At 52.4% G+C, this 21632-nt stretch carries 16 protein-coding genes and 2 pseudogenes; 14 read left to right on the plus strand and 4 right to left on the minus strand.

The features are described 5' to 3' along the window. Positions 1-17: 17 nt before the first annotated feature. Positions 18-626 (minus strand): RNA polymerase sigma factor RpoE, encoded by a 609-nt coding sequence (gene rpoE / locus LPB04_RS23850; RefSeq protein ID WP_193689212.1) that lies wholly within the window; start codon positions 624-626, stop codon positions 18-20. A 342-nt stretch (positions 627-968) separates the two neighbouring features. Here rpoE and LPB04_RS23855 point away from each other — a divergent pair, with 342 nt between their 5' ends. The 14 genes and pseudogenes from LPB04_RS23855 (at position 969) to LPB04_RS23920 (ending at position 18615) form a co-directional block, all read left to right on the plus strand. Beyond that, positions 969-1193: a hypothetical protein gene (locus LPB04_RS23855; RefSeq protein ID WP_193689213.1), complete on the plus strand. Its 225-nt coding sequence runs from the start codon at positions 969-971 to the stop codon at positions 1191-1193. Between the two features lie 798 nt (positions 1194-1991). Then, the gene (locus tag LPB04_RS23860) at positions 1992-3107 is read left to right on the plus strand and encodes a hypothetical protein (protein ID WP_193689214.1); all 1116 of its coding nucleotides are present in this window, start codon (positions 1992-1994) and stop codon (positions 3105-3107) included. Positions 3108-3301: 194 nt separating this feature from the next. Continuing rightward, a complete protein-coding gene (locus tag LPB04_RS23865) occupies positions 3302-3628 on the plus strand; it encodes an H-NS histone family protein (protein ID WP_193689215.1) in 327 nt (108 codons plus the stop codon). 22 nt (positions 3629-3650) lie between these two features. Continuing rightward, on the plus strand, positions 3651-5201 hold the full coding sequence (glpD, locus tag LPB04_RS23870) for a glycerol-3-phosphate dehydrogenase (protein ID WP_193689216.1): 1551 nt from the start codon (positions 3651-3653) through the stop codon (positions 5199-5201). 221 nt (positions 5202-5422) lie between these two features. Continuing rightward, positions 5423-5653, plus strand: a complete 231-nt coding sequence (locus LPB04_RS23875) for a hypothetical protein (RefSeq protein WP_193689217.1) — start codon at positions 5423-5425, stop codon at positions 5651-5653. A 793-nt stretch (positions 5654-6446) separates the two neighbouring features. Then, complete coding sequence (locus LPB04_RS23880) at positions 6447-7595, plus strand: polysaccharide biosynthesis/export family protein (protein WP_227496786.1); 1149 nt, start codon at positions 6447-6449, stop codon at positions 7593-7595. Between the two features lie 32 nt (positions 7596-7627). Then, complete coding sequence (locus LPB04_RS23885) at positions 7628-9910, plus strand: GNVR domain-containing protein (protein ID WP_193689218.1); 2283 nt, start codon at positions 7628-7630, stop codon at positions 9908-9910. Positions 9911-10377: 467 nt separating this feature from the next. After that, positions 10378-12351, plus strand: coding sequence for a polysaccharide biosynthesis protein (locus tag LPB04_RS23890; protein ID WP_227496787.1), 1974 nt, complete (start codon positions 10378-10380; stop codon positions 12349-12351). Between the two features lie 52 nt (positions 12352-12403). Then, complete coding sequence (locus tag LPB04_RS23895) at positions 12404-13732, plus strand: nucleotide sugar dehydrogenase (protein ID WP_193689219.1); 1329 nt, start codon at positions 12404-12406, stop codon at positions 13730-13732. A 32-nt stretch (positions 13733-13764) separates the two neighbouring features. Continuing rightward, positions 13765-14826 carry a Gfo/Idh/MocA family protein gene (locus LPB04_RS23900; RefSeq protein ID WP_193689264.1) on the plus strand — a complete coding sequence of 354 codons (1062 nt, stop codon included), beginning with the start codon at positions 13765-13767 and terminating at the stop codon, positions 14824-14826. Positions 14827-14828: 2 nt separating this feature from the next. Next, on the plus strand, positions 14829-15443 hold the full coding sequence (locus LPB04_RS23905) for an acyltransferase (RefSeq protein WP_193689220.1): 615 nt from the start codon (positions 14829-14831) through the stop codon (positions 15441-15443). A 22-nt stretch (positions 15444-15465) separates the two neighbouring features. Next, positions 15466-16634, plus strand: a pseudogene (locus tag LPB04_RS23910) (DegT/DnrJ/EryC1/StrS family aminotransferase). A 66-nt stretch (positions 16635-16700) separates the two neighbouring features. Beyond that, a pseudogene (locus tag LPB04_RS23915) lies at positions 16701-17933 on the plus strand (glycosyltransferase family 4 protein). A 142-nt stretch (positions 17934-18075) separates the two neighbouring features. Then, entirely contained in the window at positions 18076-18615 is a 540-nt protein-coding gene (locus LPB04_RS23920; protein WP_193689273.1) for a sugar transferase, read from the plus strand. Positions 18616-20281: 1666 nt separating this feature from the next. On the opposite strand, the gene LPB04_RS24220 is transcribed toward LPB04_RS23920, so the two are convergent. Genes LPB04_RS24220 through LPB04_RS24420 form a run of 3 tightly spaced genes read right to left on the minus strand, consistent with a single transcriptional unit; the run spans position 20282 to position 21627 of the window. After that, positions 20282-20875, minus strand: coding sequence for a 7-cyano-7-deazaguanine synthase (locus LPB04_RS24220; protein WP_307727404.1), 594 nt, complete (start codon positions 20873-20875; stop codon positions 20282-20284). Between the two features lie 40 nt (positions 20876-20915). Then, on the minus strand, positions 20916-21221 hold the full coding sequence (locus LPB04_RS24415; RefSeq protein WP_307727405.1) for a HisA/HisF-related TIM barrel protein: 306 nt from the start codon (positions 21219-21221) through the stop codon (positions 20916-20918). A gap of 4 nt (positions 21222-21225) precedes the next feature. Beyond that, positions 21226-21627, minus strand: a complete 402-nt coding sequence (locus tag LPB04_RS24420; protein WP_307727406.1) for a HisA/HisF-related TIM barrel protein — start codon at positions 21625-21627, stop codon at positions 21226-21228. Positions 21628-21632: the final 5 nt, after the last annotated feature.

The raw sequence follows: 21632 nt of genomic DNA on the forward strand, positions 1-21632 counted from the left end.
ATTTTTTACAGTACCCCTCAATCCCTGCGAACCCAATTGTCCGGAAAATCCAGCAGTGGCTTTAATTTTTTCGCGATTAGTTCACGCGCCCTGAAAATTCGGCTGCGCACAGTACCAATTGGACACAACATCACCTCAGCGATTTCCTCATAACTTAAACCATCAATCTCTCGCAAAAGAATAGTCGTCCGTAACTCCAGGGGTAGTGCATCCACTGTAGCATTGACGGTGCGCGCGATTTGCTTGCTCGCTAACACTGACTCAGGTGTATTAATGTCGTGCAAGCTTACCGCCTCGTAAAAATTTTCTCCTTGTTTTATATCTGCTTCAGTTGCTATTGGTTCACGCCTTCTCTGCACGTTGAGATACGTCTTTGCAGTGTTGATTCCGATCCGGTATAGCCAACTGTAAAATGCCGAATCGTTGCGGAAATGACGCAATGCACGAAAGGCCTTGATAAACGTGTCCTGGACAACGTCCTCAGCCTCTGCACGGTCGTGTATCAAACGCAAAATAAGACGCATGAGCCGGCGCTGATACTTCGCTACAAGCAAGTCAAATGCCTGCCTGTCACCGGCTTGGACGCGTTCGACCAACAATTGATCACGTTCGCGTTCTGTCGTCACTGACCGTACCTCAACGATAAACTCGGCCAGAGACACTTTAATAAACTAACTCCGCGTAGGATTTGGTCTGCAGTGCCTGCTACACAATGTGCATCTGCTCTGCAGGAATCGACCAAAATTTTTTTTCGGCGTTAATTTCCTCGAGGCACTCTAAGCTTAGAGTTGGCTGGCTGCAATAAGTTCCAAAATTTTCTTTATGGTGTTTTTTCCTGCGAACGGGTGCTTACGGCTCAGCAAGTGAAGTGGATGGCCACACCTGTCATAAAGTACAGACTCCAATGTCAAGCGCTGGCCCTTCGTGCAACTCTGCAGCGTCGACGGAAACCAGATGTCGCAGCCAGCATGAGCAAGCAATCCGATAGCTATCGCTACCCGATGGCAGCCTTTTCTTTTACCGCCAAACTGGCGGTGCCGTTTCGACCTATATCAATTGAATGCTTCTTTTTTACACAAGTGGGTATTGCAACAAGTGCTAACTTGCTAGAGTACTGGCGCTGCGATGAACACAGCCGTCCACGCCGCAACTTGATCGCACGTGTATGCAAACCCAAGCCAGTCGCCTTGTAGTTCCCATGAGCATGAGGTCCAAGCGAGACGAGGCGAGCGCCACTACAGATCGCAACAGTGGAGACAGTCGCTTGACGCTGAGTTAGTCAGAACCACCAGTTTCGTGGAAATAGGAGCCGCAGGATAAGCAATGAAAGTTCTGTGTCGAAACGCGCCAGCTATCTCAGCCGGCTCTCAGCTTGCCTTGCGATACTCGCGCGAGCAAAGCTGAGCATGCGGCAGTGTCTTGACGATGAGCTTCAAAAATCGTTCGAGACACTGGTGACGCAAGGGTATCGAATGCTGTCCAAGCCTTCAGTTACCGAAACGTGACCTGCTGACGCAATCCGCTGCGGCGGTCTAGACCGTATGAAGTATTGATCGATGTGAAATCTTAGTTTGGTTTCCTCAGCCATAAAATCGTTGCATACTACGAAGGAGGGCGCCACCAGAGCGCATCCGACGACTCTCTGCCGAGGCATCTGCGCAGGACCGCCGGTGCCGATTGGGCGACCGTTGCCCGATGTACGACTACGGCTGAGGTAAGCTTCATGTTCTCGCAACTGTGAAACAGCAGCGCCCTCAAACAGCCCGCTTGAACGTCCTCACGGCATCAAATCAAATTTCACTCAAAGCTTGAGTAATATCATCCTCTACCGCTCGGGTTCGTAGTTGAATAACGCTAACGATCGGTCGGCCGAAACTGCTTTATTGAGGCCTCATCTGTGCAGAAGGCTGGTACACACGCATATGCAAACACCCAGATCGGATACCAGTACTCCGGAAAATTAAGATTAGTGCAGCTTGATGGAGGCTTCGATGGCAATGCGGCATCGCTTTACGACCATGTTGTTCCTTACAATCTTGACAGGTCCATTGGTAGCTCAGGCAGGACCCATCAGTTATGCTATCACGCCAATCGGCACCGTAGGCGGTGTTCCCGCTAGTATCAATAATGGCGGCGAGGTAGCCGGATATTTCGCGAGCGGCGAATCTACACACGCCTTTCTTTATACAGCCAATACTTTTGTTGATCTAGGAACTCTCGGCGGCGGATCGAGCCGCGCTGGAGGAATAAATGATGCCGGTGTTGTCGTTGGGTCTGCCGAAAACTTCGCAGGTGAAACCCGTGCATTCATCTACGCTAATGGCACCATGTCTGATCTCGGCACACTCGGCGGCGCCAATAGTAGCGCTGCCGCCATTAACAATAAAGGGCAGATAGTTGGTGTCGCTGATAGCGTATCCGGAAGTTTCGCTTTTGCTTATACGCCGGATGCAGGTATGCAAAACCTTGGTACTCTTCCGGGTGGCGTATTTAGTCGGGCAGAATCGATTAACGATGTAGGCACGGTTGTTGGTGGCTCGTTAGTTGGCGATTTTCCGTTAGCGCCATTCCACGCTTTTGAATATGCATCTGGTTCTATGTATGATTTAGGATCATTGAATGGCGCGTGGAGTGTCGGGAAGGCAATCAATAACAATGGTGAAACCGTCGGCTGGTCTAATGCAGGCTTTAATGTGGATCATGCCGTATTGTACGCAGATGGGCTCCTTACTGATCTTGGTACCCTCAATGGTTTTGGTTCCAGCTTGGCATACGACATTAACGATGCTGGACAGATTGTTGGCTCCTCCGAGGTTTATGACCGGGAAAGCCGCGGCTTTTTGTATGAAGAGGGTGCGATGATCGATTTAACCACGCTTATTGACTCCGCGTCTGGTTGGACAATCGAATCGGCGTATTCGATTAATAATCAGCATCAAATTGCTGCGTTCGGATGCAAGGCAGATGTATGCCAAACCTTATTGCTTGATCCGGTAACGCCTGTTCCCGAGCCGCAAACCGACTCAACTCTTCTAGCCGGATTATTGCTCATCCGATGGGTGCTCCGCGGCAGGCGGACACGGGTTCATCTGGGAAGCGGCGGCTAATTTACTGCAAATATAATTGGCGATACTCAGCCGCTGTTCGCACAACGGCTGCTAGCTGCACCGTTGATGCACTTTAATCGTTTTCACACTAAATGTGGCGTTTCGAATTTGGATTTGCTCAGAAGACGCTCAAACGACTGCCTTACCAGTTGTATAAGTACTTCATTCTTTAACCACTACATTCGTACACAGATATGAAACCCAAGTCAGAATTATCGGAATACTCACTTGCCCGGCTGAACAAGTTAGAAGCAGAGGTTATTGAGGAGCTTAAAAAACGGCACTTTCTGAGTATTAGTCAAGCACGTGAACAGGTTTTGCATATTGCTCGCGGTGCTGGGCTTTCCGCCGAAGACCTAATGCTTAGTAATAGCCCAAATAAGTCGAAAGTTGGACCCGCTCAAATGAAATACCATCATCCCATTGATGCGACGCGACAGTGGAGTGGACGAGGGCGTCGACCAGGCTGGGTTAGAGACTGGATTGCTTCGGGAAAGAGTCTAGATACTTTAAAAATCTAATTGCGACCTTTCGGAGGGCGGCATGGATGAAACAAGCGGGCACTATGAGTGCGACGTGCTGATTGTCGGCGGCGGCATCAACGGCGCGGCCATCGCGCGCGACGCAGCCGGACGCGGCCTGCGCGTGGTGCTGTGCGAAAAGGACGACCTGGCCCAGCATACCTCCTCGGCATCGAGCAAACTCATCCATGGCGGCCTGCGCTACCTCGAACAGCGCCAGTTCGGCCTCGTGCGCAAGGCCCTGGCCGAGCGCGAAACCCTGCTCAGCAGCGCGCCCCACATCATGCGTCCGCTGCGTTTCGTGATGCCCCATGACGCCGGCGCCCGCCCGGCCTGGATGATCCGCGCCGGGCTGTTCCTGTACGACCGCCTGGCGCGGCGCGAATTCCTGCCCGGCTCGCAGGGCGTGGACCTGCGCACCCACCCGGCCGGGGCATCGCTGCAGCCGCAGTACACGCGCGGCTTCATGTATTCCGACGGCTGGGTCGACGACGCCCGTCTGGTCGTGCTGAATGCGCTCGACGCCCGCGAGCGCGGCGCCGTCATCCTGACCCATGCGCGCTGCAACCCGCCGCAGCGCCACCCCGACGGCTGGAACGCCACGCTCGAGGGAGAAGGGCGCCACGTGCACGTGACGGCGCGCTGCCTGGTCAACGCCGCCGGCCCCTGGGCCGCGCGCTTCCTGCACGGCGCCACGAATGCGGCGGGCGGCCAGGCGCTGCGCCTGATCAAGGGCAGCCACATCGTCGTGCCGCGCCTGTTCGAGCACGCGCACGCCTATATTTTCCAGCACCCGGACGGGCGCATCGTGTTCGCGCTGCCCTATGAAGGCGCCTTTACCCTGGTCGGCACCACCGACGTCGACTTCCGCGGCGAGCTCGACAAGGTGGCGATCAGCGCCGAGGAAAAGGTCTACCTGTGCCAGCTGGTGAACCGCTATTTCACGCGCCAGGTGACGCCTGCCGACGTGCTGTGGAGCTATGCCGGCGTGCGTCCGCTGGTCGAGGATGCGGCCGCCAGCGCCGCGGCCGCCACGCGCGACTTCCGTCTCGAGCCCGACCTGGCCGGGGCACCGCTGCTATCCGTTTTCGGCGGGAAGATCACGACCAGCCGCAAGCTGGCCGAGCAGGCCGTGGACTGGATCGGGCAGGCGCTCGGCCGCGCGGGTCACAGTCACTGCGCGGGCTGGACGGAGCACGCCTGCCTGCCCGGTGGTGACCTCTACGGTCCGCGTCCGGACAAGCGCGGGGTGCTGGAATTCGGCGCCTGGAGCGCGCGCCAGGCAGGCCGTTATGCCTGGCTGCCGGCGCCCCTGTTAGAGCGCTATGCGCGCGCCTACGGCACCCGCATCCATCTGCTGCTGGCACGCCGCGAGAGCCTGGCGGACATGGGACCGGAAGTGCTGCCCGGCCTGTACGCGGCCGAGATCGACTACCTGATGCAGCACGAATGGGCGCGCAGCAGCGCCGACATCCTCTGGCGCCGCAGCAAGCTCGGCTTGCACATCGCACCCGGCAGCGCGGTGCGACTCGACGAGTGGATCGCGGCACGAGAGGAAGCTTTAGTTGTATAGGGCACACGGACTGCGTCTAAGACAGTATCAAAAAATCCATTATCGTTTAGGTCGTCCATAATGTTTGGCTAATTCTTGCAGAAAATTGCGTCAGCAGGCTAAACAAATTATTGTTGGGCAGCGAAACCGAAGTGCCGAAAGAATTATTGGCTTTCAGATCTCAGAGGGGTTTTTCCTAAACTCTTATGTCAAATATGTGCGCGTATCCCGAGGAGCGCATCATGAGTTGGAAACAACGTAAAAACAGGGAACGCCGCACCGATCTGCGCACGTCTATGCTAATCGATGCAGCTATCAATGCAGTCCTCACAAACCACCTGATTCCTGTCGCAGAAGAACTTATTGATCAGGGCATTGATCCAAATCTTATCCTACGTGTTCTGACACGGCCAGCCGAGCGAAGGCGCTATGGCGAATTATACGAATCGTACCAGTCATTAGTGTTCCACTAGTTTATTCAGAGTGACATTTAGAGCGCTTATAAATATTTTTAAACTATCTTCCCTAAGATACTAATTGCTCACTCAAACGGTGTTCCCTTCTTTTTCGAACTATTGGAAACTTTAACTTATCACTGTCCAAGCTCGCAAACGGCATCAATGTTCGCTTACTCGAACGACCGAACTTCTTAAATCTGTGCTGTTAAGCGACTACGACAAGCGCAAGGATGAGATCTTTAACCGGCGTTATCGACAATGATAATAGGCAACTCAGACGATGAGTGCAGAGCAATTAATATCGGCACGTCTTAACTCAAGGCGTCGGCTCCCAACGTTTTAAGTACATACCGCGAGCATCATGCCGCGCTCAATTTCCATTTGAAATTGTAGCGTTGCCGATACCCAATACTGAGCTCCTGACGCCGAGCTAGCGGCTACGTATACCTTCGGTCCCGAAGTTGACCAAGGGTCGATAACTTCTTCTTGTGTGCATTTTCAGCTTTGATAGCAAGCCTCCTCATACGCCCTGTCGTGTCGGCGCCGCCGAAAAGTTTGCCGAGGTAACAATCAATCCTTGCCAAGCTAATGTTGACAGCGCGAATCAGGAGCCCCAAGACCGAGCTAAGGGATTGTTGCTCGGCTCTAACTGCGGCTTGGCAGGCCCCAAAGCCGCGTTTCGTATGTTTTGATAAACAGTACCCGCCCAAAATGATGTCGCGATATTTGATCTGAACCAAAGTCCGGTCTGCTTGTTTGACCTACCCTGAGTCTAGATGCACCCACGTACTCATTCTGACAGGCAATCATGGAAACGTTCAACGTGTTAATTCTCAAGGGAACTAATTTCAGGATCGGGGTTCTGGCATTAATTTGCTTCATCGAAGTCGTCATTACTGGATGTGCCTCGTCCATTCAGTTTCGCGAAAACGGCATGCACGGAACGGATGAGCTTGCACCTCCGACTGAAATGATTACCGAAAAGCTGATCAACGCAGAGCGAGAGCAGCGACGGCAGGTAGCCAACGAAGACCTCGACCGTCTGCTTGTGCCTAACCCTCCGCCTTATGTCATCGGTAGCGGCGACCTTCTCTCAATTGTGGTGTGGGATCATCCTGAACTTGCGAACGGCTCGGTCGCTTCGGCTATAGCACCGACGAGCGCGACAGTGGACCCTGGCAACGCGACAAATGCAGCTGTGGGCTTCGTGGTTGATCACGCCGGCCAAATTCAATTTCCCCTCATTGGCATGGTGGCTGTGGACGGTCTGACCGAGGAGCGTGCTCGTGCATTGTTGACGACCAAGCTTGCTAAGTATCTAACAAGTCCAAACGTAACGCTACGCGTACTCGCATATCGAAGCAAGCGTGTGTATGTCGATGGTGAAGTCAAACAGCCCGGATTACAGGCCATCAATGACATCCCAATGACCTTAATGGAAGCGCTAAACCGCGCTGGTGGTCTGCTGCCCACGGCCGACCAGAGCCGCATTGCTTTAGAGCGTGGTAAGGCCCGCTACCGAATCAATCTCCGTGATCTTGTACAGAAAGGAATAAATCCTGGAAGCGTCATGTTAGCGCACGGTGACGTTGTACGTGTGCATTCGCGTGACGAAAGCAAGATATTTGTCTCCGGTGAAGTCATCACACCGAAGGCACTCACAATGCACGATGGCCGCCTCACGTTGAATGAAGCATTAGGTGAGACAGGCGGCATCAGCCCACTAAGCGGAGACGTACGCCAGATCTACGTCGTGCGCAAGACGGCTGAGCGGACACGAGTCTTTCAGCTCGATGCCCGGATAGCCAGCTCGCTGGCGATGGCTGAGGGTTTTGAACTGCAGCCCAAAGATATTGTGTACGTGGCTGCAACTCCGTTGGCGAACTGGAACCGCAGTATCAGTCTACTAATCCCTGGTGCATTGACTTCCGCTGTCACTGCAACCAACCGGCAGTAACTATCCTGCCCTCATCAAGAACGGAGTTAGACATGAGTATCGCAAGTGAGCAGCACGCTCTAGCCCCAATGGCCCCTCATCCTCCAGTTTTTAGCATTCCTTTTGACCCTCATGTTGTCCATGGACCGGACGAGTCGTCATCTGATCTCAAGGGTTACCTCGGCACATTCTATGACAACCGCTGGCTGATCGGTGCGATCACTCTGCTCTTAACACTCGTAGCAGTCATGTACGTGCTAATAGCTAAACCCGTATTCGAGGCTAACCTAATAATCCACGTTGAGGAGGAGAGCACGAACGCATCAAAGAACATTCTCAGCGAAGCATCTTCGCTTTTTGAAATGAAAAAAACAGCAATTGCAGAGATCGAACTGCTGCGTTCGCGAATGGTTATATCGCGCTCACTCGACGACTTACAGCTTTATATAGATGTACATCCAAAATACTTCCCCGTTTTAGGGCCGTGGTTTGCAAGCTGGAATAGTAGTCACCTATCTACCCCTGGCCTGCTCGGCTATGGCGGGTACGTCTGGGGCGGCGAGAAGGCCGAGGTTTCATTATTTGAGGTACCCAACGCGTGGGTGGGCCGCGAATTTACACTAGCCACGCTAAGCAACCAACGCTTCCGATTTAGTGGCGGTGGGCAACCGATCGTATTTGAAGGGAACGTTGGCCTGCGCTACCGAGTGCCTACTCCCGAGGGCGTAATCGAGCTGAAGGTCAACAATATGTCCGCGGAACCAGGCGCCCACTTTGTATTGAGACGCATGTCGCGCGCATCAATGACGGAAGCAATCCAAAATGCACTCGTGATCACCGAGCAGGGCAAGGAGTCGGGCATCATCGAAGTTAAGCTGGAGGGAGAAAATCCTCGCGAAACTTACAGTGTGTTGAGCGAGATCGGCCGCGAATACATGCGCCAAAACCTCGCACGTAAGACCGAAGAAGCTGAAAAGTCGCTTGCATTCTTAAATCGACAGCTTCCGATTGTAAAGCGTCAGTTAGAGCAGGCAGAAGAACGCTATAACGAGTTCCGCAACCTTAATGGGACGGTAGACTTGCGCGAAGAAGCGCGCTTAAGCCTAGAGCAAGCGTCTGCAACGCGCGCGCGGGGAATTGACTTGATGCAGAAAAAAGCGGAGCTCCTCGCCCGCTTTACGGAGGATCACCCAGTTGTAATGGCAATTAACCGCCAGCGGAAGGAGGTCGAAGCTGAGCTTGCGGCTATTAAAGCGCGAATCAGAAATATGCCTATGCTAGAGCAAAATGAAGCAAGGTTAACACGCGACATCAAGGTCAGCACCGAACTCTACACCTCACTTCTAAATACTGCACAGCAGTTGCGCTTGACAGCCACAGGCCGAGTTAGCAACGTGCGTATGGTCGACGCACCTGTTCTGCCGGAAAAGCCGATTAAGCCGAGACGTGCGCTAATAGTAGCGCTGGCTGCGATAACTGGGTTATTCCTAGGCACTGTGGTGGCATTCACACGCAAAGCGATAACAGGAGGAATCGACGACCCGCATAAAATCGAACAGATGCTGCGGGCAAGAGTGGTCTACGCTACCATTCCACATAGCGGAAATCAAGATAAACTAATGCGCAAGAAAAAGAGTGGGTACAGTGTCTTGCCATTACTAGCAACAATGATGCCTGAAGACGTAGCTGTTGAGAGTCTACGAAGCTTCCGGGCGGCCCTTCAGTTCCAGCTGCCTCATTTTAAGAACAACGTTGTAATGTTTGCTGGTCCAACAAGCGGGATGGGCAATTCTTTCGTTACTGCTAATTTTGCGGCCATAATGGCGGCGAGCGGAAAACGCGTCTTGCTAATTGATACCGACTTACGTTGCGGCCAGCTGTACCATTATTTTGGTGTGGGCCGTGACCACGGATTGTCCGACGTAGTATTAGAAAAGGCATCAATCGGTGAGGTTATTCATCGCAACGTAATCGAAAACCTCGATTTCGTTGGCACCGGAGAACTGCAATCAAGCCGCTCGGAATTGCTGTTGCATACAAATTTCGGCAAATTTATAAAACAAACGAGTGCTCACTATGATCTCGTTCTGCTTGATTCGCCACCCCTATTGACAAGTGCTGAAGCGCTAGTCATCAGTGCGTACGCTGGCGCTGTCTTTATGATTGCTCGTTCAGGCCGCACCAACGAACGTCAGATCAATGAGTCAGTTAAACGCCTGCACCACATCGGTGTGTCGTTGCAAGGAATATTGCTAAACGATATGGCGCCACGTTTAAGTTCCTTCAGCTCCAAGGAGCACGCGCCAGCTAGTCGGATTGGGCTTGGTAGCGTCTGAGAGCCTCCGTATGTCATAGGGCATAGTTATCGGCAACGATGCCCGCATAAGATGAGCGCCATTTTTCTAAGCTAAAAGCGGATGGGGTAAGTACAGCTCCATCAAGGATTCTTAAGCTTAGACGGCCTAAAAAAAACCTCCAGGGCTAGGGGCGGCCTCAAAGACAGTACGCCTATACGGCCGGACGCTCCAACGCAGCCACGGAGGTTTTTTGGTAGGCGCTATTAGAGTCGGGTGTTTAAAGAGTACAACAAAGACGGAGCTATCTTTACCTGGTTTGAGCCTTGTCAAAGGCACTTATTATATTTAATAAGATTATGAAACTGCGAAGCAAAGCAAAGCAAAGCAAATCAATCGATAGTGGCGGTTGAACGGCAACAAATTTATAGATGCGTCGCCATTGCTTGATATTAGAACGGAAATGTTCGGAGAGTTTTCGCTGACCAATCTACGAAGCGACTAGAATCATGTTAAAAATCCAGCAAGGCAGCGTCAAGCTATTATGCCAAAAATTGGTTTCGTTGCCTCGATCAGCAAAAATTGGGCTGATGGTCGCGGCAGATCTAATTGCGTTACCGTTCTGTTTTTTGGTAGCCATACTTCTCCGGGGTGGCGATTTGGATCTGGTGTCAGGTTTTAGTCCCGCATCCTACTTCCTCGTGGCTGTGGTTACCGTCACTACCTTCTCAGTCTCCGACCTGTACCGTGCGGTTATCCGCTTCATCGATCAACGTCTGCTCAGTATCACTGGACTATCACTAGCGGTCGCTATTTTATGCGCTTATGTCGTAATGTTTATCATTAACGAAAAAAGCTTCCCGCGCAGTGCTTTAGCGATCTATTGGTTTGTCGGTTTTTCCTACGTTGTCGCTTCGCGAGTTGGAATGCGTAATTTCTTGCGTAATCAAGATTTGCGCGGACGCCGCGTTTCGGAAGTAGTGGCAATTTATGGCGCTGGCGAAGCGGGCGCCCGTTTGGCACAAACAATGCATGGTGGCGACGAATACCGCCCAGTTTGTTTCTTCGATGACAAGCACGCGCTCAATGAACGCAAGATCGGCGCGTTACGCGTTTTCAACACTGAGCGCTTGGTAGAAATTGTCAATGCGATGTGTATTCGCTCGATCGTCATCGCTATTCCATCTGTGTCGCCGGCACGCCTGCGCGACATCATGAACCGGTTGTCTAAGGCTGGGATTAGTACTCGTATTCTCAGTCGTCTTGTCGATCTAGCGGGGGAGACGCCTAGCCCACACGAAGCAATTCGTGAACTCAAGTTTGAGGATCTGCTCGGTCGCCCGCCTGTGCCTCCCCGTATCGATCTGTTTGCACGCTGCGTGCGCGGAAAGACAGTGTTGGTAACCGGGGCAGGTGGCTCTATCGGTAGCGAGTTGTGTCGGCAGATAGTGACGCTCGCTCCGAGCCATATGCACTTGCTCGACCATTCGGAGTTTGCGCTGTACACCATTCGCCAGGAACTGACAACGCGTTTCCCCGACCTCCACATCGTCGCGCACCTGGGCTCTGTCTGTAACGCCGATCTGGTCGGGCGTATCCTACGCGACAGCAAAGTCGACACCATTTATCACGCAGCCGCATATAAACATGTGCCATTGGTTGAGTCCAACATTGTCGAGGGCATGCGAAATAATGTCGTTGGAGCTCAGGTAATCGCTGCCCAGGCGGCTCTGCACCACGTTAAGACGTGTGTCCTGATTTCAAGCGACAAGGCGGTTCGACCGACCAATGTGATGGGAGCAAGTAAGCGGATCGCCGAGTTGATCTTCCAGGCTGCAGCAACACGACCCGAAACTTCTACCACTTTCGCCATGGTGCGATTCGGTAATGTGTTGGGCTCATCTGGCTCGGTGATCCCGCTATTTCAACGTCAAATATCTCAGGGCGGTCCTATCACGATTACGCATCCTGAGATGTCGCGCTATTTTATGCTTATACCAGAGGCGGCCCAACTAGTGATTCAGGCGGGTGCCATGGCTAAAGGCGGCGATGTGTTTGTGCTCGAGATGGGCGAGCCAGTAAAGATCGTTGACCTGGCGCGCAGTCTCATCGCGTTGTCAGGCTTAACAGAAAAGACGCTGCAGAACCCGAACGGCGACATTGAAGTGCGCTACGTTGGCCTATTTCCTGGCGAAAAGCTCCATGAGGAGTTATTGATCGACGGTACGGTAATCCCTAGTGAGCATCCTCGCATCATGCGCATGAAGGAAAATGCGCTGCCCCCAAGCGTCCTCGATACATTTATCGCCTGCTTGATGATGGCGTGCGAAACCAACGATCGCGCGATGATTGAATCAATGGCTAGAGCAATCGTTCCCGAATACAACCCGCAGCAAGCATTGGCTGTACCGACCGCGGTTCCGATTTCGCAATCGTCTACGCAGTTAAGCGTCATCAAAAAATTTGTTCCGTTTCGTATGTAATTATTTCATTCTAGCGTCCACCTAACCCATCCACTGATTCGTGAGGAACCTCATGCGTGACGAAAGTAAACCGGCATACCTCGATCAGCTCATCGCAAAGTTACACGACGGCACTGCTGTAATCGGCATCATTGGCCTTGGCTACGTTGGGTTACCACTGACTTTGCGCTATTCAGAGGCTGGATTTCGGGTCCTAGGGATCGACATCGATTCGGCAAAGGTCGAAAAGCTGAATCGCGGCGAAAGTTATATCGAAAATATTCCTGCGAACTCGATCTGCGCGGCACGTTCAGTTGGCTTTCAGGCTACGACCGATTTCGCGCGCGCTTGTGAAGCGGATGCGCTGATCATTTGTGTACCCACGCCCTTAAATCCCTACCGCGAGCCAGATTTGTCGTTTGTTCTCGGCACCGTCGACGCACTTCTTTCTTTTATCCGTCCAGGCCAGTTAGTGTCACTAGAAAGTACTACCTATCCAGGCACCACCGAAGAAGAGCTGCGTCCGCGGCTCGAGTCACGCGGCTTCGTGGTGGGACGAGACGTATTTCTCGTGTTCTCGCCGGAGCGCGAAGACCCCGGCAACCCGGATTTCGAAACTCGCACTATTCCAAAAATATGTGGAGGCAGTACTGCGGCCTGCCTCGAAGCTGGTGTTGCCTTGTACGAGTCGGCAATTGACCGTGTAGTACCAGTTACATCGACCCGCGCCGCTGAACTTACAAAATTATTAGAGAACATCCATCGGGCAGTAAATATCGGCTTGGTGAATGAGATGAAGATCATCGCTGACAAGATGGAAATAGACATACACGAGGTGATCAGAGCTGCCGCCACTAAACCGTTTGGCTTTACTGCGTACTATCCTGGTCCGGGCCTGGGTGGTCACTGCATTCCGATTGATCCATTTTACCTTACCTGGAAGGCCCGCCAATATGGCGTACATACGCGCTTCATTGAACTCGCAGGCGAAATTAATAGCGAAATGCCACATTGGGTAGTGGGAAAGGTGACTGACGCATTAAATCAGCGCAAGCGCTCAGTTATGGGCAGCCGCATTCTGGTGTTGGGTATCTCATACAAGAAGGATGTCGAAGACATGCGCGAGTCGCCGTCAGTTGAATTAATGGAGCTTCTGCGCGATAAAGGGGCGCACGTCGACTATTCCGATCCGCATGTGCCCGTCTTCCCTCGCATGCGTGAACACTATTTCGACCTCTCTAGCATCCCGCTTACTCCGGAGTCGCTGGCGTCCTACGATTTAGTATTGCTAGCGACAAGCCATAGCGCTTTTGACTACGAAATGATTCGCGACCATGCGAATCTGATTGTTGATACTCGTGGCGTGTACTTGGAATGCCTGCCCCATATCGTGAAAGCCTGAGCGTTCAACCGGAGAAGAACATGCACAACGTAATGCGTAATTATCCACAAGGTATTACCAATCGGAAGATACGCTTCGCTTTAGTGGGCTGTGGCCGTATTGCGACCAACCACTTCAGCGCTATTCGCGAACACGCGGATCGCTGCGAGCTGGCGGGTGTATGCGACATAGAGCGACGTGCTCTCGCTGTCGCTGCAGACAAGACGGGTGCTGAGGCGTACTCAAGCTTGGATCAAATGCTTGCGCGCTGTGACGCCGATGCTTTCATCGTCACCACTCCTTCAGGTTTGCATCCCGAGCAGACGATCCAAATCGCCCGTGCTGGCCGTCATGTGATCACTGAGAAACCGATGGCCACGCGTTGGGAAGACGGCAAGCGAATGGTTGCAGCCGCTGATGCCGCTGGTGTGCGCCTATTTGTTGTTAAGCAGAACCGTCGCAACGCCACACTGCAGTTGCTTAAAAGCGCAGTCGAGAAAAAGCGCTTCGGTCGTATCTACATGGTCAACCTCAATGTGTTCTGGACACGCCCTGAAGAGTACTATAACAGCGCTGACTGGCGTGGAACGTGGGAATTCGATGGCGGCGCCTTTATGAATCAGGCGAGCCACTACGTTGACTTGATCGACTGGATCGTCGGGCCGGTAGAGAGCTTGCAGGCCTACACCGCCACGCTAGCGCGCAACATCGAAGTCGAAGATACTGGCGTCGTTAGCCTACGCTGGCGCAACGGCGCTTTGGGCTCGATGAACGTTACGATGCTCACTTATCCGCGCAATTTTGAAGGATCCATCACAATTCTCGGCGAGCACGGAACCGTACGCATCGGTGGCGTTGCCGTGAATGAAGTGCAGCAATGGGAATTCGCTGAACCTGATCCAGATGACGAAAAAGTACGCGATGCCAGTTACCAGACGACCTCGGTGTACGGCTTTGGCCACCCGCTTTATTACGACAACGTCATCAAAGTACTACGCGGGGAAGCTGAACCCGAAACCGACGGTCGCGAAGGACTGAAATCACTCGAGGTCTTGGTCGCAACCTACATGTCAGCACGTGACGGTAAGCGCGTCGCGCTCCCGCTGGAGTATTAATTATGGATCGCGATCTCTCGCAGGACCGGATCCATCCCAGCGCAATCGTCGACGAGGGTGCGGAGCTTGGTGCAGAAACACGCGTTTGGCATTTTGCTCATGTCTGCGCAGGCGCACGCATTGGCGAAGCCTGCTCTCTCGGGCAAAACGTCTTTATTGCTAACGACGTTCGTATCGGTAATCGGGTCAAAATACAAAATAACGTCTCTGTCTATGATGCTGTTACGCTCGAAGACGACGTGTTCTGCGGGCCCAGCATGGTCTTTACTAATGTCCACAATCCTCGTTCGGCTGTGGAACGCAAGAATGAATATCGACCGACCTTGGTCCGGCGCGGCGCAACGCTTGGCGCCAACTCCACCATCGTTTGCGGAGTTACTATCGGAGAATATGCTTTCATCGGTGCTGGCGCTGTAGTCACACGCGACGTCCCGGCGTTTGCTCTAATGGCCGGGGTGCCGGCACGCCAAATTGGTTGGATGAGTCGCTATGGAGAGCGGTTGCCCTTGCCCATCGGTGGTAACGGCGAAGCGCGATGTCCAAATACAGGCGATATCTATACCTTACAGAACGGCGTTTGTCTGATGACTTCACGCCCTGAAACTCACGCGCTCTAACCCTCACAAAACGGACCTTAACATGGAATTTATCGACCTTAAAGCTCAGTATGAAGCATCGCGGGAACTAATTAATCAGCGCATTCAGGCAGTGCTCGACCACGGTCAGTACATCATGGGTCCTGAAGTAGTAGAACTTGAGTCGGGACTGGCCCAGTACACGGGAGCGCGCCATTGCATCACAGTCTCGTCGGGCACAGAAGCGCTGGTGATTTCGCTTATGGCGCTCGGCATTAAACCAGGCGATGAGGTCATCACTACGCCGTTCTCGTTTATCGCCACCGCGGAAGCCATCGTGCTCCTTGGCGCTACTCCGGTGTTCGTCGACATTGATCGAACGACATGTAACCTTGCACCGAGCCTAATCGAGGCCAAGGTGACGCCGCGCACTCGCGCAATCATGCCGGTATCGCTGTTCGGTCAACCAGCTGATATGGACGAAATCAATGCGATCGCTCAACGCCATGGCCTCGCCGTGATTGAGGACGCAGCCCAAAGCTTCGGTGCGACCTACCACGGCAAGAAAAGCTGCAACCTATCAACTATTGGTTGCACCAGCTTCTTTCCGAGCAAGCCACTTGGCTGTTACGGCGATGGCGGAGCCATCTTTACCAGCGACGACAATCTTGCTCAAGCCATGCGTGAAATCCGAGTGCATGGCCAGTCCGGCGGTACGTTCATACTCGCATAGGGGTCGGCGGACGGATGGATACCTTGCAATGTGCAATCGTATTGGCGAAGCTGGAGCGTTTTGAATGGGAACTGATGCAGCGCGCAAAGGTGGCTGAGCGCTACGACGTATTGCTGTCTGGGCGGATCGAGCGAATCTCCTGCATCTCCGCGCGCACAAGCGTGTACGCTCAGTACACGGTAGTTGTCGAGAACCGCGCGCGCGTTCAAGAGCAATTGCATGCGGCCGGTATTCCCACCGCAGTACATTATCCGGTTCCAATTCATAGGCAACCTGCGTACGCTCACTTCTCGTCCGCAGATTGCTGTCCGGTAGCGCTCGAGATGGCAGACAAAGTCATCAGTCTACCTATGGGACCATATTTGTCAGCCGAGTCTGCCAATACCGTCGCTATCACCTTGCTAAGTGCGGCAGGCATTGCGCTGCCCGAAGAAATTACCACAACCGAAACAGCAGAACAACAAAGCATGGCTGCCGCTACAGCAAGTGCCTTGCCCTAAGTTTGCAAGGGCTACTCTTACCAGGGTTCGGCTAAAGGAAGCGATGTTAACGCTCGGGACAGGTGAATGAATATCCTTCTAATCAATCACTACGCTGGTTCGCCAAGACATGGTATGGCATTTCGTCCTACTACCTGGCCGCGAGTGGGTGCGTCTAGGCCATCGCGTCCACATCATCGCCTCAGAACATTCCCACATCCGTGCACGTCAGCCTGATCTCCGGGGCAAAGCGCGCCTTGACGAGACCATCGACAACATCGAGTACAGTTGGTACCGGCACGCCAACTTATTGCGGCAACGGGATCGGCCGCGTAAAGAATATGGCGACGTTTATCGCAGCATTGTATCGGGACAGTAAGCAATGGGCGCAGTCGTACAAGCCCGATGTGGTCATTGCGTCAAGCACCTACCCATGGATATCTGGCCTGCTCATCGGATCTCTACGTTAGCCAAGGCAAAACTATTATTTGAAGTGCATGATCTATGGCCTTTATCGCCGATGGAACTTGGAGGAATGTCGAAATGGCACCCGTTCATCATGGTAGTGCAAAAAGCTGAGGACTATGCGTATCGCCATGCAGACGGTGTGGTGTCGATTTTACCTAAGGTACGTGAATATATGGTGTCGCGCGGGCTAGCGCCAGAGAAACTACACCTGGTACCCAACGGCATCGATCCAACCGAATGGATTGCCGGCAGTCGTCAATTGCCCGACCGAGTCATTCGTGTTCTTGCCGCGCTTCGTGAGCAAGGCAATGCCATCGTGGGTTACGCAGGCACGCATGGCGTATCGAACGCACTCGACAATATGCTGAGCGCAGGAAGACTAATGCTAGACGAGAAGGTCGCGTTTGTGCTCGTAGGATGCGGGCCGGATAAGGCGAGTCTACAAGAGCGAGCGGCTCGCGAAAATCTAAGTAACGTCTACTTTTTAGACCCAGTCGAGAAAAGCCAGATCCCTTCTTTGCTGCAATGCTTCGATATTGCTTACATTGGCTGGCATCGGCATCCACTGTACCGGTTCGGAATTGCTCCAAACAAATTAATGGACTACATGATGGCGGCGCGCCCTGTATTGCACGCAGCTGCAGCTGGAAATGATCCTGTTGAGGAGGCGCGTTGCGGGGTAACCGTAGAGCCAGATAATCCTGAAGCAGCCGCTGTCGGCATTCGGGGACTATTACGTCTTTCGATTGAAGAACGAACCGCAATGGGACAGCGAGGAAAGGCATTTGTTTAGACAATTTGACTTATCCTGTCTTAGGGCAACGCTTTCTCGCCGCATGCAGTCATCAATAAATTAAAACGGCTGTTGCAGGTGAGGCCCATGCGTCACTCGTCATATTTCGGCCGAAAAATTTTGAGGACATGGCTTCACTCATCTCGCAGAAAGAAAACGTCGAAAGTAAGACCAAAGAGGTGACAAAACGTTTGCTCATATATCGTTTGCGTTAGTAGCAATGTCATTTTAACGGTACCCTTCCTGGTCCTCGTTATTTTGGTAAAGCTAACTTCGAAAGGACCAGCACTTTACTGGTCGGACCGAATCGGCCGAGATAACGTAATTTTCTCGATGCCAAAATTGCGGACAATGCGCGTAGGCACACAAGTGGTAGCGACTCACCTCCTTCCGAACCCTGACGAGTGCCTCACACCGATCGGCGGGTTCCTGCGCAAGTCGAGCCTAGATGAATTACCGCAACTATGGTGCATCTTCCGCGGCCAGATGAGTCTCGTCGGCCCGCGCCCAGCGTTATTCAATCAGCACAACCTCATCAAAATGCGCACCGAAAAAGGCATCCATATGATCCGTCCAGGTTTAACTGGATGGGCACAGATCAATGGTAGAGATGAGCTACCAATACCTGAAAAAGTAGAGCTCGACCTCTACTACTTGCGCCACCGATCGATAGCATTCGACGCGAAAGTTATTTTCCTTACGTTTCTAAAGGTGATGCGTCGTGAAGGCATTACCCACTGACAAATCCTGCGATGTTAGCAAAATTATTGATTGCGTCCAGCAACAATTTTCACAGGGAATTCTATGCGTACCATTGCAATCATCGGCGCAACAGGAGAAGTCGGTTTCAGACTCGTGCATGCTCTACGATCGACATACAAAATAATTGGCGATAATTCGTAACCGGGAAAAGCGGGACTTCAGCTGCTATCCCGACGTTGAAGTCCGTCAGCTCGATGATATAAACGGATTTCAATAGGCTCGGTTTATTGCTCAGCGGGTGCGAAGCCATTATAAACACAGCATACATTTGGTTTGCTGAACACATTCATCGAGCAGTATTGCACAGTAAAACGCCCATTCGTCATGTCGTATTAACGGGGTCGACCGAATCTATACGCGCTTACCGTCCGAGAGTGCAGACCGTAAGCGCGAGCCGAAGCATTCGTAGTACAAGCTACCGTTGTCCCTGGACAATTATTAGGCCCACCATGATTTACGGCCATAAGGACGATCGAAATATATCGCGTTTAGTTCAGGCGGCTGCTCACTACCCCGTCTTACCTTTAATCGGTAAGGCGATAACCTTATTCAACCTGTGCTAATTCACGATCTCATCAGAGCTTATAAAATGGCAGTACTTAATCCTAAATTTTATAATAAGTCCTACGATATTGGAGGAGGTAAGGCATATTCGAATAGGGATTTAATCTCCTGCGCTGCATCAAGCCTCGGGAAACCAGCCCGGTTAATGCCCCTTCCTATAGCGCTCATTCGAGGCGGGATCGCTTTGCCTTTCGGTAATAGGGAAGAGCCCGATCTCGAAGGAGCAGGTAGGGCGCTTCCAAGAAAACAAAGATATTGACCTTGCCCGTTCATTAGCGATTTGGCTATATCCCTCGTGATTTCGAACATGGAATCCATTGGTTGATACGAGATCTGAAAGTTCACAGATTACTCCGCTGACATTCAAAATGGTAATGTCGGAGATAATCGGGCGGCGCTCTTAATGTTTGATATGACCGACGAGCCGAAAATCAACATCGCAATCCGCCACGCATGTCGGCAGTAGATCACTGACATGGAGTTTTACTGCCGAGCCAAACCGCATTCTAGCGCGGATAAAAATGGTATTTGCGAAGTCCGTTGACTGTATTGCGCAATAACTGTACGGGCTCGTACAAGTTGCGGTAACTCCGAAATGATTTGATCGGGGCCCGCATGATGTCTTCGAACTGCTGGGGCGACAATCTGAGTTTCTTTGAAACATACGCGAGATCCTGCTGCTGTAGATCTTCAGGATAAGGGGGACGTTTCATTTCTGCTAGCGTTGTGATCGGCTTATCTGACTCGCGTTGATCAGATCGGACAAGTGGCCATAACGTTTATCGATCCCGAACTTACGCGGTAGAACATAAGCCTTGGTAGAACCTCGTATAAATCGACTCGTGGTGCTTCCCTCCATAATCTTTCCAACCTAAACTGTTGCATAGTATTTCTTTTGCCTTTCTTTATTATAGTCGACGTAGTTAAGTATTGAGACCATACGAACGCCCCGCACGACATTCGCATAGCACAAGTAAGCCAGGCTAAAATGCGGATAGGTTTTAAGTTTCACAGAACCGAATCGTCGGTGAATGTCTTTAATGTAACGCCAGTCGGAGTGTCCATAGGACCATCGGGCACACTAATTGACTCGGTGGCGAAGTTCATGCCTGAGATGATGTACTTGATGCCGCGCGAAGTCGCTTCTTTCCAAAGCAAAGCACCTATCGCATGGTCTGTTGGTATTTCCCCCGTCCGGCGTGGAGGCCTTCAGAAACGCGAGTTGCAAATCGCGAAATTCGTCCCAGTCAACGACATGGGTATGGAGGTCGATTTTTATATTGCAGAGCACGCGCTCGATATTCTTGGTGGCTAGTTCGGAATTCCAACCATTGTCAAAGTGAACTGCTAGCGGACGTAACCCATGCTGTTTGACGAGCCAGGCCACATACGTGCTATCTACTCCGCCGCTGACCCCAATTATGCAGTCGTACTCGCGTCCCTGTCCGGCTGCCTTAATGCATTCCACTAAAGCTTGTAGTGCGTCTCGCCCAAGATCGCCGCGCAGGTGTCGAGCACTTACCAGTTTGTCATAACGAAGACAGTGCCGGCATAAGCCGTCGTCATCAAAGGAAATACTTTGATCCGCTACAGTGTCCATGATGCAACGGGTGCATACCTGGTAGGATTTGGAAGGGGCCAATGGGTAGCCGGCGTTCTCGGTAAGGGATGTCATTTAAATAACCTTTCAAGTTCTTCGTATTCGGGGTAGGTGATCAAAACAGCACGGTGTTTTGAAAGACAAACATGCTTCCGGCTGCAAGGCCAGAGGCCCCCGCTCCCGCCGCGTTTCGTAAATCCGGCAAGTGGGCAGCACCACCAGCTGCAACGACCGGGATCGAAACCGCTTTACACACACGGCCTATGAGTTCCAGATCGTAGCCTTCCATTGTTCCGTCACGGTCGATAGCGTTTAGTAGAATTTCACCTGCGCCCAGCTGCTCGACCGCGCGAGCGTACTCAACCGGATCACGTTTGAGGTCGCGCGTGCCGCCGGCCACGTGAACCGAATATTTGCCCATCCAATTACGGCGCACATCGATTGATACTATTACGCCAGAACTGCCTGCGAGCGCGGGCTGCCGATACCAAGTCGGGCTGATCAGCAGCCGCAGTGTTGAGAACTATTTTCTCAACTCCCAAACTATATAAGCGCTTTACATGTTCGATACTTTTGATGTTGCCGCCATATGCAAATGGCATAAAGGCCTCACTTGCAATCTCAGCGAGCAACTCGAAATTAGGGATGGCCGGCACGCCGGGATTGCCAATGTCGAGAAAGACCAGTTCGTCTACCTCTTTCTCGTTGAAAATTCGCACAGCATTGATGGGATCGCCCACGTAGCGTGCGTTCTTGTATTTGACTGTCTTAACCAGACCGCCATTGCGCATGAGCAAACAAGGAATTACGCGTGCGTGCACCATCATATCCT

The sequence above is a fragment of the Massilia litorea genome, assembly GCF_015101885.1.
GTDB lineage: Bacteria > Pseudomonadota > Gammaproteobacteria > Burkholderiales > Burkholderiaceae_D > Telluria > Telluria litorea.